Raw genomic sequence first — 14,098 nt, forward strand, 5'->3', positions numbered from 1 at the left:
ACCTTGGAGCCCGATGATGACCTTGCTCCAGATGAAGGGCATCACCAAGCGATTTGACGGCGTCGTCGCCAATGACGGGATCAGCCTTTCCGTCAACAGCGGCGAGGTCCACGCGCTGATGGGGGAGAACGGGGCGGGAAAATCCACCCTGATGAACATCCTCTACGGTCTGCTCAAACCCGACGCCGGCGAAATCCTTGTCGACGGCAAGGCGATGGATTTCGCCAGCCCGCTTGGGGCGATCGCCGCAGGCATCGGTATGGTCCACCAGACCTTCAGGCAGTTTCCCGACTTGACGGTCTGGGAGAACCTGGTGTTCCAGAACGAGCCCAGGCAAGGACCGTTCGTTTCAGCTGACGCCGCGCGCGATTTCGTCCGGCGTCTCGGTTCCAGGCACGGCCTGGAGATCGACCCGGACAGCCGGGTTCGCGACTTGGCGGTGGGCATACGCCAGCGCCTGGAAATCCTGAAGGCGCTGTCGCGAGAGGCCAGGATCCTTATCCTGGATGAGCCGACGGCCGTTCTCACGCCGCAGGAGCGCGATGGCCTGTTCGCCGCCATGCGCGAACTGGCCAGTAAGGGCATGGCCCTCATCCTCGTCACCCACAAGATCCCGGAAGTGATTGCCATCACGGACCAGATCACCGTCATGCGTGACGGTCGCGTTTCCGGTACTCTGGTGACCCGTGAAACGAACGAGGCCGAGATCATCCGTGCAATGGTCGGCCGCAACGTGCCGCCGACCGTCGCTTCCAAGGTGACATCCGAAGCCAGGCCGATGCTTTCGGTCAAGGATCTGTCGGTCCGCAAGGGCGCTGTCACGGTCGTGGACAACGTCTCCTTCGATGTCCGTCCGGGCGAGATCGTCGGTATTGCCGGCGTCTCGGGAAACGGGCAGCCGCAGCTGATCTCGGCGGTCATGGGCCTTGAGTCGGCGACGGGTGTCGTGAGCCTCGATGGTCATGACGTTTCCAGCTTTTCGATCGCGCGTCGGCGTGCGGCGGGCGTCTCCTACGTGCCGGAAGATCGCCATTTGACAGGAACGGCTCCCGCTGCCTCGATCGCCGAAAACATCGTTTTCGGCACGCATCGCAATGCCGTGGCCTCCAACAAAGGATTTCTGCGCAAGGACGCCATCCGCGCCCAGGCGCGCAAGTTGATCGAACGTTTCAGGGTCAAGGCTGCTTCCGAGCAATTGCCGATCGGCTCGTTGTCGGGCGGCAACATGCAGAAGGTCGTCATCGCGCGCGAGGTGAAACATGGCTCGCCGCTGATCATCGTCGAGGAGCCGACCCGCGGCGTCGACGTCGGCGCCATCGAATTCATCCACCAGACCTTGATTGCCGAGCGCGACAAGGGCCGAGCGATCCTGGTCGTGTCGTCCGACCTGACCGAACTGCTCGCGCTTTCCGACCGGATTCTCGTGATGTTCGAAGGGCGCATCAACGCCAGTCTCACCGGAAGCGACATGAATGAGGACACCGTCGGCCGCTGGATGATGGGGGGAGCGGAAACCAGATGATTGCAGCGGCTCTCGATACGAAATCCCGCCTGGCGGCGATCCTGTTCTCCATCGTGGCCGCGGTCGTGCTCGGAGGACTTGTCGTCGGCCTGACCGGCGCCAATCCCATTTCGGTCTACCTGGAGATCGCCAAGGGCGCGGTTCTGGGACGCGGGCTGGATGAGACGCTGGCCCGCTCCGTGCCGCTGGTCGGCATGGCGCTGGCGGCTGCGATCGCCTTGCGGGCAGGGCTGGTCAATCTGGGTGGTGACGGGCAGATGCTGATCGGTGGTCTCGCCGCGGCATTGGTCGCGCTTTATTTGCCTGTTCCTGGTGTTGCCCGGGCGGTTCTCGCATTGGCCGCCGCAATCTGTGCCGGTGGGCTCTACGCCTGGCTTGCCGCCATCCTGCAGCTCAGCCTCGGCATCCCGTTCCTGATCGCAAGCCTGCTGTTCAGCTACATTGCGCGCGGCCTGACGTCCTATCTCGTGCGCTATCCGCTGCGCGATCCGTCCACCGGCATGCCGGAGACCTATCGTGTCGCGTCGGGCGCCCGACTTCCCGCCCACATACTCGATCTCCCGGTCAGCATGGCCATGGTCATCATGGCTGTCGTCGCTGTCGTCATCGTGGTCAACGACAGGAGCGGCGTGAATGGCTTCGAGTGGCGCATGACGGGCCTCAACGCCCGCTTCGCTCAGTACTCGGGCGTGGACTTGTCGCGGCAGACGCAGCGGGTGGCATTCCTCAGCGGCGCGCTGGCAGGCCTGGTCGGCGCCCTGCTGATCCTGGGACAGCAGTATCGTTTCACCGACGGTGCCTTGCTCGCTCCCGGCTACACATGGTCCGGGCTGATGGCGGCCGTTCTGGCCATGGCCAGCCCGATCGCGACGATCGTCACGTCGGTGTTCTTCGCCGCGCTCCAGGTCGGCGGCTTTTCCATGGAGCGAGCGCTCGGGCTGCCGGCGGTCCTGACTTGGGTGCTGCAGGCGCTGATCATCCTCTGCCTCGCCGCGCGGCCGATCTTCTTCAGGAAGCGATAGGCCATGCTCAACATGCTGCTTTCGCAAGTGCTCGATCTGATGACGCCGGTGCTGCTGGCCGCGATGGCCGGCGCATTGTGCGAGCGCGCCGGCGTGTTCAACATTGCGCTCGAAGGCAAGATGCTGGTCGGCGCCTTTGTCGCCGTCGCGACCAGCATCGCCCTCGGGTCTCCGGTTCTGGCGGTTGTTTCAGCCGTCCTCTGTACGGCGATCTTTGCTTCGCCGCTGGCGCTCGGCGGCGCGCGTCTCGGCGGCGATCCGATCGTCATCGGCATCGGGCTGAACCTACTCGCGTCCGGCCTGACCACCTATCTGCTGGGCGCGATATTCGGTGTGACCGGCACGCTGGTTGACCCGGCGGTCACTGCGCTGCCGAAGCTGGTCGTTCCCGTATTGGCGGACGTGCCGGTGCTTGGAGCGATCCTCGGGCACAACGCACTCGTCTATCTGTCCTGGCTGCTGATATTCGTCTTCAACATCTACCTGTTCCGGACGCCCTGGGGGCTGCGCCTGCGCGGCATCGGCGAAGTGCCGTCGGCAGCGGCAGCGATGGGCGCGAATGTCAGCCGCTACCAGACGGCGGTCGTGATCGTGGCCGGTGGCCTGTGCGGCCTGGCCGGAGCGCAACTGGCACTGGGTTCCGTCGCACTCTTCGCCGAAAACATGACCGCCGGACGTGGCTGGATCGCCGTGGTCGCGGTCATGCTGGGCCGTGCTCATCCTCTGGGGATCGCCCTGGCCTGTCTCGGTTTCGGGCTCGCCGACGCCGTTGGGTTGCGGCTGCAGGGGCAGGGACTGCCCAATCAGATCACCGACATTGCGCCTTATGCCATCACGCTGCTTGCGATGATCGGTCTTGGCCTGCGTAGCATGAAGAAAAGAAGTGTTTGAGGAGGAAGAGATGACCGTTCCGAAAACCGTCTATGTGGCGGGATCATGCGACACCAAGGGGGACGAACTCCGCTATGTGACCGGGATCATCCAGGCACAGGGCGTCTCGGCTGTCCTCGTCGATCTTTCCACCGACAAGCCCGCGGCCAATGCCGATATCGATGCCAGGACGGTCGCGGGTTTCCATCCCGGCGGCGTCGCGGCGGTCTTCACGGGAGATCGCGGTTCGGCGGTTTCGGCGATGGGCCTTGCCTTCGAACACTTCATGCTGTCGCGGGATGATGTCGGCGGCGTCATCGGCCTCGGCGGCTCCGGTGGCACCGCCATGGTGACGCAGGCCATGCGTGTTCTTCCCGTCGGCACTCCCAGGGTGATGGTTTCGACGGTGGCTGCCGGCAATGTGAGCGCCTATGTCGGCCCGAACGACATCGCCATGGTCAACTCGATCACCGACATCGCCGGCCTCAACCGGATATCGAGGACTGTCCTCTCCAATGCCGCCAATTCGATTGCCGGGATGGTGCGCAACCGGCAGGAGCTGGAGCAGGAAGACAAGCCGGCGCTCGGCCTGACCATGTTCGGCGTCACCACGCCGTGCGTCACCCAGGTGGTGGAACAACTGCACGACCGCTTCGAATGCCTGGTCTTCCACGCCACCGGCATCGGCGGCCAGTCGATGGAAAAGCTGGCTTCTTCCGGATTCCTTGCCGGTGTACTCGACATCACCACCACGGAGGTCTGCGACCTGCTCTTCGGCGGCATCCTGCCGGCGACGGAAGACAGGTTCTCTTTCCTGGCGGAGTCGCCCTTGCCCTATGTCGGCTCGTGCGGCGCGCTCGACATGGTCAATTTCGCCGGCATCGACACGGTTCCGGAGAAATACCGCAACCGCAATCTCTACATCCACAATCCCCAGATCACGCTGATGCGTACGACGCTGGAGGAAAACGTGGCGATGGGCAAGTGGATCGGCGAGCGCTTGAACCGCAGTGTTGGCCCTGTGCGTTTCCTGCTGCCGCTCGGAGGTGTGTCGCTGCTCGACGCTCCCGGCCAGCCATTCCACGATCCGGCTGCCGATGAGGCCCTGTTCACCACCATCGAGAGCACGGTCCAGCAGACCGCCGAGCGCCAGGTGCTCAGGGTGCCGCATGCGATCAACGCGCCGGAATTCAGTTCCGAAGTCGTTCGCCACTTCAATGAAATCAGCAAAGGTCGGTAGTATGAGATTTGAACGAAGCCAGTTGCTGGGCAAGTTTCGCGAGCAGATCAAGGCGAAGATCCCCATCATCGGCGGCGGCGCCGGCACCGGCCTCTCCGCCAAATGCGAAGAAGCCGGCGGCATCGACCTGATCGTCATCTACAATTCCGGCCGCTACCGCATGGCCGGGCGCGGTTCGCTGGCGGGGCTGCTCGCCTATGGCAATGCCAACGAGATCGTCGTCGATATGGCGCGCGAGGTTCTGCCCGTGGTCAAGCACACACCGGTGCTTGCCGGCGTGAATGGCACCGACCCGTTCTGCCAGTTCGATCCTTTCCTGGATCAGCTGAAGGAGATCGGTTTTGCCGGCATCCAGAACTTTCCGACCGTCGGCCTGATCGACGGCAAGTTCCGGGCGAACCTGGAAGAAACCGGCATGGGCTATGCGATGGAGGTCGACCTTGTTCGCCTGGCGCGCAGCAAGGATATGCTCACCACGCCCTATGTCTTCTCGGTCGACGATGCAAAGGCGATGACAGAGGCCGGAGCCGATATCATCGTGGCGCATATGGGCCTGACGACCGGCGGCACGATCGGCGCCGATACGGCATTGACGCTGCAGGACTGCGTCGGCGAGATCAACGCCATCGCCGCAGCCGCCCGTGCGATCAATCCCGACATCATCATCCTTTGCCACGGCGGCCCGATCGCCGAGCCCGAGGATGCCCGTTACATCCTGCAGCAATGCCCCGGCTGTCACGGCTTCTATGGCGCGTCGAGCATGGAGCGCCTGCCGGTGGAAAAGGCCCTCGTTGCACAGACGCAGGCCTTCAAGAACCTAGTCGTCCAACAATAGGAGAGGAATGTGGCCAAGGCTTATGCGAGCGCGGTGATCGACGCGCCGATCGAAACCGTGTGGAAGACCGTGCGTGACTTCAACGGGCTGCCGACCTGGCATCCTGCTATCGCCAAAAGCGAGATCGAGGGCGGAGCGAGCAGCGATTCCGTCGGTTCCATCCGTTCGTTCTATCTCCAGGACGGCGCGCATGTGCGCGAACAATTGCTCGCGCTCAGCGACAGCGAGCATTCGCTGTCCTACAGCTTCGTGAAGCCGGCATTCCCGGTGAAGAACTATGTCGCCTCCATCCGGCTGCTGCCGATCACGGACGGCAACCGCACCTTCGCGGAGTGGGTCGCCACCTTCGACGAGGAGCCGGAAGACGCTGGAAAATACGTGGAGATCGTTTCCGATCACGTGTTCGCGGCCGGCTGGAAAGCGCTGCAGGAACATCTGGCCAAATAGCCATGTTTGCCTGAGGCGAGCTCCCGAGCGGTGCGTTGGTCGCTCGGGAGTGATCCTCGACTAGAGCAATTCAAGCATTCGGACTGCGTAAAAACGAAGAGTTAGAGCGTTTTCGCGTTTCCGAAAAAACGGAAACGCTCTAGGATTGAAGGATCATGTCCGCCGCGCGCTGACCGATCATCATGCTCGGCGCATTGGTGTTTCCGGCGATCAGCTTCGGCATGATGGAGGCGTCGGCGACACGAAGCCCTTCCAGACCACGCACTTTCAGGCTTCCCGGATCAACGACGGCCATGGCGTCGTCGCCCATCTTGCAGGTGCCGACCGGGTGATAGACGGTGAGCGCCTCGGCGCGCAGATAGGCCAGGATCTCGTCATCGGAACGGACCTCCTTTCCTGGCAGCATCTCGACGCCGCGCACGGTGTCGAAGACTGACGATGCAAAGATCGCACGCGCGACCTTGATGCCTTCGACAAGAACCTGGGCGTCCCGTTCATCTGAAAAGAAACGATGATCGATCCGGGTGGTCGTTGACGAACCGTCGCGTGCAAGCGTGATCTCGCCGATGCTTTTCGGTCGCAGCACGCAGGTGTGGATGGCGTAGCCGTGGCCGTATTCGACCAACCTGCCGCGATGGCTGCGGTAGCCCGGCACGAAATGGAACTGGATGTCGGGCTCGGCTCCCGCGTGGCGGGTTCGCGCGAAGCCGCCGGCCTCGACATAGTTGGTCGTCAGCATGCCCTTGCGGCGCGCGAAATAGCTGTAGGGTGCGGCGAGGATCCTGGGCAGGTTGGCAACGGAAAGCCCAAGCGTGCGCGGGCTCGACGAACGCACCGTGATCATGCCGTCGACATGGTCCTGCAGGTTCTTGCCGACACCAGGCAGTTCATGGACGGGTGTGACGCCGACACGCCGAAGCTCCTCGGCCGGGCCGATCCCGGATTCGAGCAGGATCTGCGGCGAGTTGATGGCGCCTGCTGAAAGCACCACTTCGCGCGCCGCCGTCAGTTTTGTATCCACACCCTTGTGGCGGATGTTCACCCCCGTCGCGCGCTTGTCCGAGACGGTGATCGTCTTCACCGAGCATTCACTCAATACGGTCAGGTTCGGACGGTCGAGAACCGGTCGGACGAAAGCGGTGAAGGCGCTGAAGCGCTGCCCCCGGTCCTGCGTCACATTGTAGATGCCGACACCGAATTGGGAGCCGGCGTTGAAATCGCTGTTTTCGGGCAAGCCAGCGTTTTTGCCTGCCTGAACGAACATGCGGGAGAGCTCGTTGGGATCGCGCGGATTGTCGACCAGAAGGTCGCCGTCCGTGCCGTGATAGCGCCTGTCCTGATCGAGCAGATTGCGCTCCAGCCCTTTGAAAACAGGCAGCACGTCGTCATAGGCCCAGCCTGCACAGCCAAGGCTTGCCCACTCGTCATAGTCAGCGGCCGCGCCGCGGATGTAGACCATGGAATTGATCGAGGTCGAGCCACCCAGCGCCTTGCCGCGGTTGACCGGAATCCGGCGGCCATTCAGCTGCGGTTGCGGCACGCCGAAGTAGCAATAGTCGTAGTTCGGATTGCCATAGAGCGACAGGATTCCGGCCGGAACTTTCACCCGCAGGTTTTGGTCGCTGCCACCGGCTTCGATCAGGCAGACCTTCGTTGCCGGGTTGGCACTGAGACGGTTCGCCAGCACGCAACCGGCGGAGCCGGAGCCGACGACGATGTAGTCGTATGTGTCATTCATGATTTATGCCGGGATAGCGGGAGAGCTTCCCGCCCACAGGTTGGGGCGGGAGCGACATGCGGATGGGAGCTACGCTGCTACTGCAGAAGCTGCGTCCAGACCTTGGTGACCAGTTCCTGTGCCGCCGGCGAGCAGGCCTGGCCCATCTTGACGGGCGCGGTCGGGAAAAGCTCCGGTGCGTTTTCCTTGTTGTAGAGCGCCTTGCTGGCGTCCACCTTCACCGGCGAGGAGTGGCCATAATAGTTGTACTCGATGGTGGCGTTTTCCTCCTTGGCCATGAAGTCGATGAACTTCTTGGCGTTTTCGAGATTGGCCGCTCCCTTGGGCACCACGTAGGAATCCAGCCAGCCGACGAGGCCTTCCTTGGGCATGGCGTATTCGACATTGGCCTTGTCGTTGCGGCGCACCCGCATGGTGTTGCCATCCCACCAGAAATGCACGGCCACTTCGCCGCCGCCGATACGGTTTTCGATGTTGTCGCTCGAATAGGCGGCGACGAACGGCTTTTGCGCTTGCAGGAGATCGAGCACGCGTTTCATTTCTTTCGGGTCCTCGCTGCAATAGGGGATGCCGAGATAGTTCTGCGCCGCGGGGATGACTTCGTCGGGCTGTGCCAGGCTGGCGATCTTGCCCTTCAGCTCTTCGGACGGTTCGAAATAGACCTTCCAGCTGTCGACCGGTCCCTTGTAGAGGTTGCGGTTGACGGTGAAGCCAGCATTGCCATAGGCGAGCGGTACCGAGTAATTGCCGGTCGGATCCCACCATTGCTTCTGCCACTCGGGCAGGATCTGCTGGAAGGCCGGCATCGAGCTTGCGCCGATATCCTCGAGCAGGCCGCTGTCGATCATGATCTTCACGAAATGCTGCGAGGGCGTGACGATGTCGTAGCCCGAGGACCCTGCCTGCAGCTTGGTCAGCAGGTCTTCATTCGAAGAGAAGGCGTCGACGGTGACCTTGATCCCGGTCTCCTTCTCGAATTTCGTCACCGCATCGGGGGCGATCGAGTCCGCCCAGGCGTAGATTGAAAGCGAGCCCTCCGCCCATGCCGGGGCGCTGGCAAAAAGGCTGAGTGCGCTGGCCGCGGCCAGCATCGAGAGACGGATTTTTACGGACATGGAGCTCCCCTTATCGTTGTGTTCAGGGACGATAACAAACGGGCTCCAGTGATAAATTTCATTTGCCCGACGTGGTGCTTAGGAAAAAGCTCGCTCTGCGTACAGGGCATGATCCCGAACCGAAGCCGGACAAGATCATGAGCCAAAACAAGGAGATGGAGCAGGATGCTGATTCATCTTGTTCACACGCTCTACTGCCGGCGCTGCAGCAGGAAAGCGACGGTGGCGAGCACCACGGAAACGATCATGATCAGCGTGGAGATCGCATTTAGCTGCGGTGAGACCCCCTGCTTGATCAGCGAAAAGATGTAGACCGGCAGGGTCGTGGCGCCACCCGAGTTCAGCAGGTTGCTGGTGATGAAATCGTCCATGGAGATGACGAAAGCGAGCATCGCGCCAGCGAATACGCCTGGCAAGATCAGCGGCAGCGTCACGCGCCTGAAGGCAACCCAGGCCGAGGCGTAGAGATCGCGCGCGGCTTCCTCCAGGTCGGCATCCATGCCTTGCAGTCTCGCCCGTATCGGCAGGAAGGCGAAGGGAATGCAGAATGTCGTATGCGCGATAGTGAGCTTGAGCAGACCGTTGGTCAGGCCGACCTCGGAAAACAGGATGAGCACCGCCACCGCGACGACGATCTCGGGCAGCAGCAGGGGCAGATTGACCACTGTCTCGGAGACGCGCCGGAAGCGCACGTTCCTGCCGCGCACCAGCACAAGCGCTGCCATCAGCGCGACGGTGGTGGAAAGCACCGTGGCGATGGTGGCGACGAACAGGGACGTCTTCACCGCCCCGACAAGCGCTGCATTCGACAGCGCCGTCGTATACCAGTGCAGCGAGAACCCGCCCCAATTGGAGACGATGCGGTTGGCGTTGAAGGAATAGAAAACCACAACGGCAATCGGCAGATAGAGGTAGACGAAGAAGATCAGGCTGAAGAGACCGAAGCCGGGATAGCGCCGAACGTTGCTGGTCATGCGCTGGCCTCCCTGCCTTCCTTGCGCATCGCCTGGACGCCGCGCCACAGCAGGAAGATCATCACGGCGCACATCAGGACGATGGAAATGGCCGCACCCAGCGGCCAGTTGCGGGCAGCACCGAACTGCAACTGGATCAGGTTGCCCATCATCATCGTCTTGCCGCCGCCGAGCAGGACAGGTTCCAGCACGGCGCCGAGACATGGCACGAAAACCAGGATGGCGCCCGCGGCCATGCCCGGGCGACACAGCGGCAGGATCACGCGGCGAAGCGTTGTCAGGCGGCTGCCGTAGAGGTCATGCGAGGCCTCCACGAGAGCCGGGTCGAGCTTCTCGATCGAGGCGAAGACCGGCAGGATCATCAGAGGGATGTAGGAGTATACGAGACCGATCAGCATTGCCGTATCGGTGAATAGCAGGCTGCCCATGTTTTCGTTGATCCCGAGCGCCCGCAGCGCCTTGGCGATCACCCCGTCATTGCCGAGGATGATGATCCACGAATAGACGCGCACGATCATCGAAACCCAGAACGGCAGCGTCACCAGATAGATCAGTAGCATCTTGGCCGACGTCTTCTGCAGCGAGATGAAATACGCGACCGGGAAGCTCAGAGCCAGGCAGATGATCGTGGTGGCCAGCGACAGGATGACGGTCCTGGCGACGACGATCAGATATTGCGGATTGAATTCGAGTTCTCCGCTCCAGCCTTCGTTGAACAGGATCTGCTTGTAGGGTGCGGTGGTGAACACATAGTCGAAGCCGCCATAGGGGCCTCGGGTCGAAAACGACACCAGGACGATGATGCCGACCGGAATGATCAGCGTCATCAGCATGATCAGGTGCGCCGGCAGGAGCCCCAGCACATTCCAGTCAGACAATTTTGGCCAACTCGGCGATTTCGGGCGCTGGTTCATGTCCCCAGGATCCGTGTCGATTCCGCCGCGAAGCTCACGCGAACCGCCTGGCCCACTTCGAGTGTGCGGTCGCGGCTCTGGCTGTTGCGTTTGGAAACACGCAGCAAAGTGCCGTTCGCGTCCACCACATAGTGGGTGTAGCCGCCGAGATAGTTGGCCCCGACAATGGTGCCTTCGGTCGCTATCTGGCCGTCCTGCGAGGGCAGGCTGATCTTTTCGGGACGGATGGACATGACGGCCTTGCCGCCCACCGCCGCCTGCTTCTGCGGCGCGTTCAGCGTGACGCCGAGGGGGATCGAAACCGTGGCGCGATCGCCTTCGAGAGAGATCACCTTGGCATCGAGGAAATTGGTCTCGCCGATGAAGTCTGCCACGAAGCGGTTGGACGGCTCTTCGTAGATGTCGGCCGGCGTTCCCAACTGCTGGATCTCGCCGTCGCCGAGCACGCAGATGCGGTCCGACATGTCGAGCGCTTCTTCCTGGTCATGCGTGACGAAGACGAAAGTGATGCCGGTCTGGCGTTGCAGCGTGCGCAACTCGTCACGCATGGCTTGTCTGAGTTTGAGGTCGAGTGCCGAGAGCGGTTCGTCGAGCAGTAGCACCTCGGGCTCCGGCGCGAGCGCACGGGCGAGCGCGATGCGCTGCCGCTGACCGCCTGAAAGCTGCTGCGGTTTGCGGGTGGCGAACTTTTCCATGTGCACGAGGCGCAGCATGTCGGCGACGCGTGCCGCGCGGCGCTCTTTAGGCCAGCCCAGGTTCTCGAGTCCGAAGGCGATGTTCTGTTCCAGCGTCATGTGCGGGAACAGCGCATAGCTCTGGAACACGGTGTTCACCCGTCGTTTGTGCGGCGGCAGGGCTTGGATGTTTGTGCCGCGCAGCGCGATCTCGCCGGTCGAAGGCTGTTCGAAGCCGGCGATCATCCGCAGCAGCGTGGTCTTGCCGCAGCCCGATGGGCCAAGCAGCGTGAAGAATTCGTTTTCGTAGATATCGAAGCTGACCGGCTTCAAGGCCTGGAAGTTGCCGAATTCCTTGGAAACATCCTTGATTTCCACGGCCTTCTTGTGCTGCGCGGGGCGGCTCATATCCATGTAGACGATCTCGACAGGAGGGGCGTGGCTTGTCGCGACGCGATCGGTCGCCGGCATTGCGCGTGATGCGGCAATGCCGGCTGATGGATCACATCTTGACCCACTTGCCGTCGTGCACCACGAACCGGTCGATCTCGACAGGCATCTGCGTCTGGCCGTCCTGGTCGAACGAAACCGTTCCCAGGATGCCTTCGTGCTTGATCGCGCGAATGGCTTCGCTGAGTGCCTGCTTATCCTCGATGCCCTTTTCCTTGATGACTTCGAGCAGGATTTGCGTCGCTTCATAAGCGTATTTCGCATAGGAGCCGGCCGGATCGGGATAGGCCTTGGCCTCGTATGCCTTGTAGAAGGCTTCCAGCTTCGGATTGGTTTGCACGGCAGGCGTGCCGACGATCGTGCCCTCGGCTGCCGCGCCGGCGATCTCGATGAACTTCGGATCATAGATGCCGGAAATGCCATACATCGGCAGCGACCCCATTCCGAGGTCGGCCATCTGGCTGCGCACGAGCGCGGCCTCGGTCACCACGCCGCCGAAATAGATCGCATCCGGAGACGCGGCCTTCGCCGTCGTCAGCATGGCGCGGAAGTCGGTCGTCCCGACTGCAGCCGCATCCGAGAACACGATCTCGCCGCCGGCCGCCTTGAAAAAGTCGCCGAACCATTTGGTGTTGGCCGCGCCGTAGTCGGTGGTGTCGGAGATGATGGCGATCTTCTTGACCTTGCCTTCCTTGGCGATGGCCTCGGCAAGCGGTCTGTCTTCGTTGACGAGCGTCGGGGTGACGCGCGTGACGTTGGGAAGGTTCTGTTCGGTGATCTTCGGGCTGACCGCGCCCCAGACGATGAACGGCATCTGCGCACGGTTGAAGACCGGGATGGTGGCCAGTGCAACCGAGCTGTTCCAATGGCCGGTCGCGCCGACGACGGCCGGATCGTTGATCAGCTTCTGCGCGGCGGAAACGCCGACAGCGGGATCGGACGCGTCGTCCAGGACGACGCCTTCCACCTGATGCGGGTAGCCGTTGGCATTGGCTTCGTCGATGGCCTGCAGGAAGCCGTTGCGAGCGCCAAGGCCCTGCTGGGCGTTGCCGCCGGAGAGGGGGCCGATGAACCCAAGTTTGATCTGGTCGGCACGGGCTTCGGCCATCCCGAGGGAAAGCGCGAATACGGATCCGGCCAGCAAAGAAGATACGCGCGTGAGCGCACTGCGCCTGTTAAGCATGGTTCCACCTCTTTTATCGTTTTCTGACGCGATGGCCGCGTTCCGTTGGTTCGTGGACCACCATCTGGACGCAACTATATTGCGCTGCTGCCTGCCCGCGAAATTCGGAAATTGCTATCCGCTACATCGGAGATTCATTATGTGCTCATGCGGGAGGCGCTGCTAATCGTTCGCCTCCAATCGAGAGACGGGCGGCATGGCGGAGCTATTTGTCCAGCAACTGGTGAACTGGATAACCCTCGGGTGCATCTACGCTTTGCTGGCTATCGGCTTCAGCCTGATCTTCGGTGTCCTCAACGTCATCCATTTCTCGCATGGTGATGTCGCGATGACGTCGCCGTTCATCGCCCTGGCCGCGGCTCAGGCATTGGCCATTGCGATCGGCGTATCCGGTCCGGTCTGGCTGGTCGTTGCCGCCTGCTTCGCCGTGTTCGCCGTCGGCCTCATCGGCGTCATCCTGGACAAGGTGGTGATCCGGCGCTTCAGGGACGCGCCGGCGATGATGGCATTGGTCGCAACCGTCGCGCTCGGTATCGTCATTCGCGAACTGATCCGTCATCTCTATCCGCAAGGCTCCAATCCCCATGCGTTCCCACGCCTTGCCTCCGGCGTTGCGCTGGAAATCGCCGGCGTTCAGGTCGGCTGGTTCACGCTGCTGGTGGTGGCGCTGACGCTTGTGTTGGTGGTTCTGCTCTTTGCCTTCCTGCGCCTGACACCGTTGGGTCTGCGGATACGAGCGGCGTCCGAAGATCGCATCGTGGCGCGCATGATGGGCATTCGTGACACACGTGTTTTCCGCGCCACCTTCTTTGTTGCCTCGGCCATCGGCGCGATCGCCGGACTGCTCTTCGCGAGCTACGCCGGCGTGACGCGCTTCGACTTCGGCGTCATGGCCGGACTGCTTGGGTTTTCCGCGGCGGTCATCGGTGGCCTGGGTTCGATGCCGGGCGCCATTCTTGGTGGGCTCATCATCGCCGGCATCGAGGTATTGGCCCAGACCTTCGTGCCGGACGGAGCCTCCTACCGGCTCGTCTTTGTCTTCCTGCTGGTCATCGGCGTTCTGCTTTTCCGCCCGGAAGGGCTGCTCGGTCGCCCCGTCATGGTGAAGGTGTAG

13 protein-coding genes are annotated in these 14,098 nt (G+C 62.3%); 7 read left to right on the forward strand and 6 right to left on the reverse strand.

The window, feature by feature from the left end; translation table 11 throughout:
• The first annotated feature begins 13 nt into the window (after positions 1 to 13).
• Genes ACFWXH_RS01025 through ACFWXH_RS01050 form a run of 6 tightly spaced genes read left to right on the forward strand, consistent with a single transcriptional unit; the run spans position 14 to position 5,936 of the window.
• The gene (locus ACFWXH_RS01025) at positions 14 to 1,522 is read left to right on the forward strand and encodes an ABC transporter ATP-binding protein (protein ID WP_379116740.1); all 1,509 of its coding nucleotides are present in this window, start codon (positions 14 to 16) and stop codon (positions 1,520 to 1,522) included.
• Positions 1,519 to 2,544, forward strand: coding sequence for an ABC transporter permease (locus ACFWXH_RS01030; RefSeq protein WP_054309249.1), 1,026 nt, complete (start codon positions 1,519 to 1,521; stop codon positions 2,542 to 2,544). Before ACFWXH_RS01025 ends, ACFWXH_RS01030 begins: the two co-directional genes overlap by 4 nt.
• A 3-nt stretch (positions 2,545 to 2,547) precedes the next feature.
• Complete coding sequence (locus ACFWXH_RS01035; RefSeq protein WP_379116742.1) at positions 2,548 to 3,435, forward strand: ABC transporter permease; 888 nt, start codon at positions 2,548 to 2,550, stop codon at positions 3,433 to 3,435.
• 10 nt (positions 3,436 to 3,445) lie between these two features.
• On the forward strand, positions 3,446 to 4,654 hold the full coding sequence (locus ACFWXH_RS01040) for a Tm-1-like ATP-binding domain-containing protein (protein WP_379116744.1): 1,209 nt from the start codon (positions 3,446 to 3,448) through the stop codon (positions 4,652 to 4,654).
• A gap of 1 nt (position 4,655) precedes the next feature.
• Positions 4,656 to 5,489, forward strand: coding sequence for a phosphoenolpyruvate hydrolase family protein (locus tag ACFWXH_RS01045; RefSeq protein WP_379116745.1), 834 nt, complete (start codon positions 4,656 to 4,658; stop codon positions 5,487 to 5,489).
• A gap of 9 nt (positions 5,490 to 5,498) precedes the next feature.
• The gene (locus ACFWXH_RS01050; protein WP_054309245.1) at positions 5,499 to 5,936 is read left to right on the forward strand and encodes an SRPBCC family protein; all 438 of its coding nucleotides are present in this window, start codon (positions 5,499 to 5,501) and stop codon (positions 5,934 to 5,936) included.
• A 139-nt stretch (positions 5,937 to 6,075) separates the two neighbouring features.
• Here the strand turns inward: ACFWXH_RS01050 and ACFWXH_RS01055 are convergent, their stop codons facing one another.
• From ACFWXH_RS01055 to ACFWXH_RS01080, 6 genes are all read right to left on the reverse strand, one after another.
• Positions 6,076 to 7,674 (reverse strand): GMC family oxidoreductase, encoded by a 1,599-nt coding sequence (locus tag ACFWXH_RS01055; protein WP_379116748.1) that lies wholly within the window; start codon positions 7,672 to 7,674, stop codon positions 6,076 to 6,078.
• Positions 7,675 to 7,751: 77 nt separating this feature from the next.
• Positions 7,752 to 8,789, reverse strand: a complete 1,038-nt coding sequence (locus tag ACFWXH_RS01060) for an extracellular solute-binding protein (RefSeq protein WP_379116750.1) — start codon at positions 8,787 to 8,789, stop codon at positions 7,752 to 7,754.
• 191 nt (positions 8,790 to 8,980) lie between these two features.
• Positions 8,981 to 9,763, reverse strand: coding sequence for an ABC transporter permease (locus ACFWXH_RS01065; protein ID WP_379116752.1), 783 nt, complete (start codon positions 9,761 to 9,763; stop codon positions 8,981 to 8,983).
• A complete protein-coding gene (locus ACFWXH_RS01070) occupies positions 9,760 to 10,677 on the reverse strand; it encodes an ABC transporter permease (RefSeq protein WP_379116754.1) in 918 nt (305 codons plus the stop codon). The genes ACFWXH_RS01065 and ACFWXH_RS01070 overlap by 4 nt, the downstream gene beginning before the upstream one ends.
• Positions 10,674 to 11,822: an ABC transporter ATP-binding protein gene (locus ACFWXH_RS01075; protein ID WP_379116756.1), complete on the reverse strand. Its 1,149-nt coding sequence runs from the start codon at positions 11,820 to 11,822 to the stop codon at positions 10,674 to 10,676. Before ACFWXH_RS01075 ends, ACFWXH_RS01070 begins: the two co-directional genes overlap by 4 nt.
• A gap of 31 nt (positions 11,823 to 11,853) precedes the next feature.
• The gene (locus tag ACFWXH_RS01080) at positions 11,854 to 12,984 is read right to left on the reverse strand and encodes a branched-chain amino acid ABC transporter substrate-binding protein (protein ID WP_379116758.1); all 1,131 of its coding nucleotides are present in this window, start codon (positions 12,982 to 12,984) and stop codon (positions 11,854 to 11,856) included.
• Positions 12,985 to 13,180: 196 nt separating this feature from the next.
• Here ACFWXH_RS01080 and ACFWXH_RS01085 point away from each other — a divergent pair, with 196 nt between their 5' ends.
• Positions 13,181 to 14,098 (forward strand): branched-chain amino acid ABC transporter permease, encoded by a 918-nt coding sequence (locus ACFWXH_RS01085; RefSeq protein WP_379116760.1) that lies wholly within the window; start codon positions 13,181 to 13,183, stop codon positions 14,096 to 14,098.

The sequence above is a fragment of the Mesorhizobium sp. NPDC059054 genome, from assembly GCF_042739215.1.
In the GTDB taxonomy this organism is placed as follows: domain Bacteria; phylum Pseudomonadota; class Alphaproteobacteria; order Rhizobiales; family Rhizobiaceae; genus Mesorhizobium.

Excerpts from the sequence above, each read along its gene's own strand:
- ACFWXH_RS01025 (WP_379116740.1), top strand. The coding sequence starts at position 14 with ATGATGACCTTGCTCCAGATGAAGGGCATCACCAAGCGATTTGACGGC.
- ACFWXH_RS01030 (WP_054309249.1), top strand. The coding sequence starts at position 1,519 with ATGATTGCAGCGGCTCTCGATACGAAATCCCGCCTGGCGGCGATCCTG.
- ACFWXH_RS01035 (WP_379116742.1), top strand. The coding sequence starts at position 2,548 with ATGCTCAACATGCTGCTTTCGCAAGTGCTCGATCTGATGACGCCGGTG.
- ACFWXH_RS01040 (WP_379116744.1), top strand. The coding sequence starts at position 3,446 with ATGACCGTTCCGAAAACCGTCTATGTGGCGGGATCATGCGACACCAAG.
- ACFWXH_RS01045 (WP_379116745.1), top strand. The coding sequence starts at position 4,656 with ATGAGATTTGAACGAAGCCAGTTGCTGGGCAAGTTTCGCGAGCAGATC.
- ACFWXH_RS01055 (WP_379116748.1), bottom strand. The coding sequence starts at position 7,674 with ATGAATGACACATACGACTACATCGTCGTCGGCTCCGGCTCCGCCGGT.
- ACFWXH_RS01060 (WP_379116750.1), bottom strand. The coding sequence starts at position 8,789 with ATGTCCGTAAAAATCCGTCTCTCGATGCTGGCCGCGGCCAGCGCACTC.
- ACFWXH_RS01065 (WP_379116752.1), bottom strand. The coding sequence starts at position 9,763 with ATGACCAGCAACGTTCGGCGCTATCCCGGCTTCGGTCTCTTCAGCCTG.
- ACFWXH_RS01070 (WP_379116754.1), bottom strand. The coding sequence starts at position 10,677 with ATGAACCAGCGCCCGAAATCGCCGAGTTGGCCAAAATTGTCTGACTGG.
- ACFWXH_RS01075 (WP_379116756.1), bottom strand. The coding sequence starts at position 11,822 with ATGCCGGCGACCGATCGCGTCGCGACAAGCCACGCCCCTCCTGTCGAG.
- ACFWXH_RS01080 (WP_379116758.1), bottom strand. The coding sequence starts at position 12,984 with ATGCTTAACAGGCGCAGTGCGCTCACGCGCGTATCTTCTTTGCTGGCC.
- ACFWXH_RS01085 (WP_379116760.1), top strand. The coding sequence starts at position 13,181 with ATGGCGGAGCTATTTGTCCAGCAACTGGTGAACTGGATAACCCTCGGG.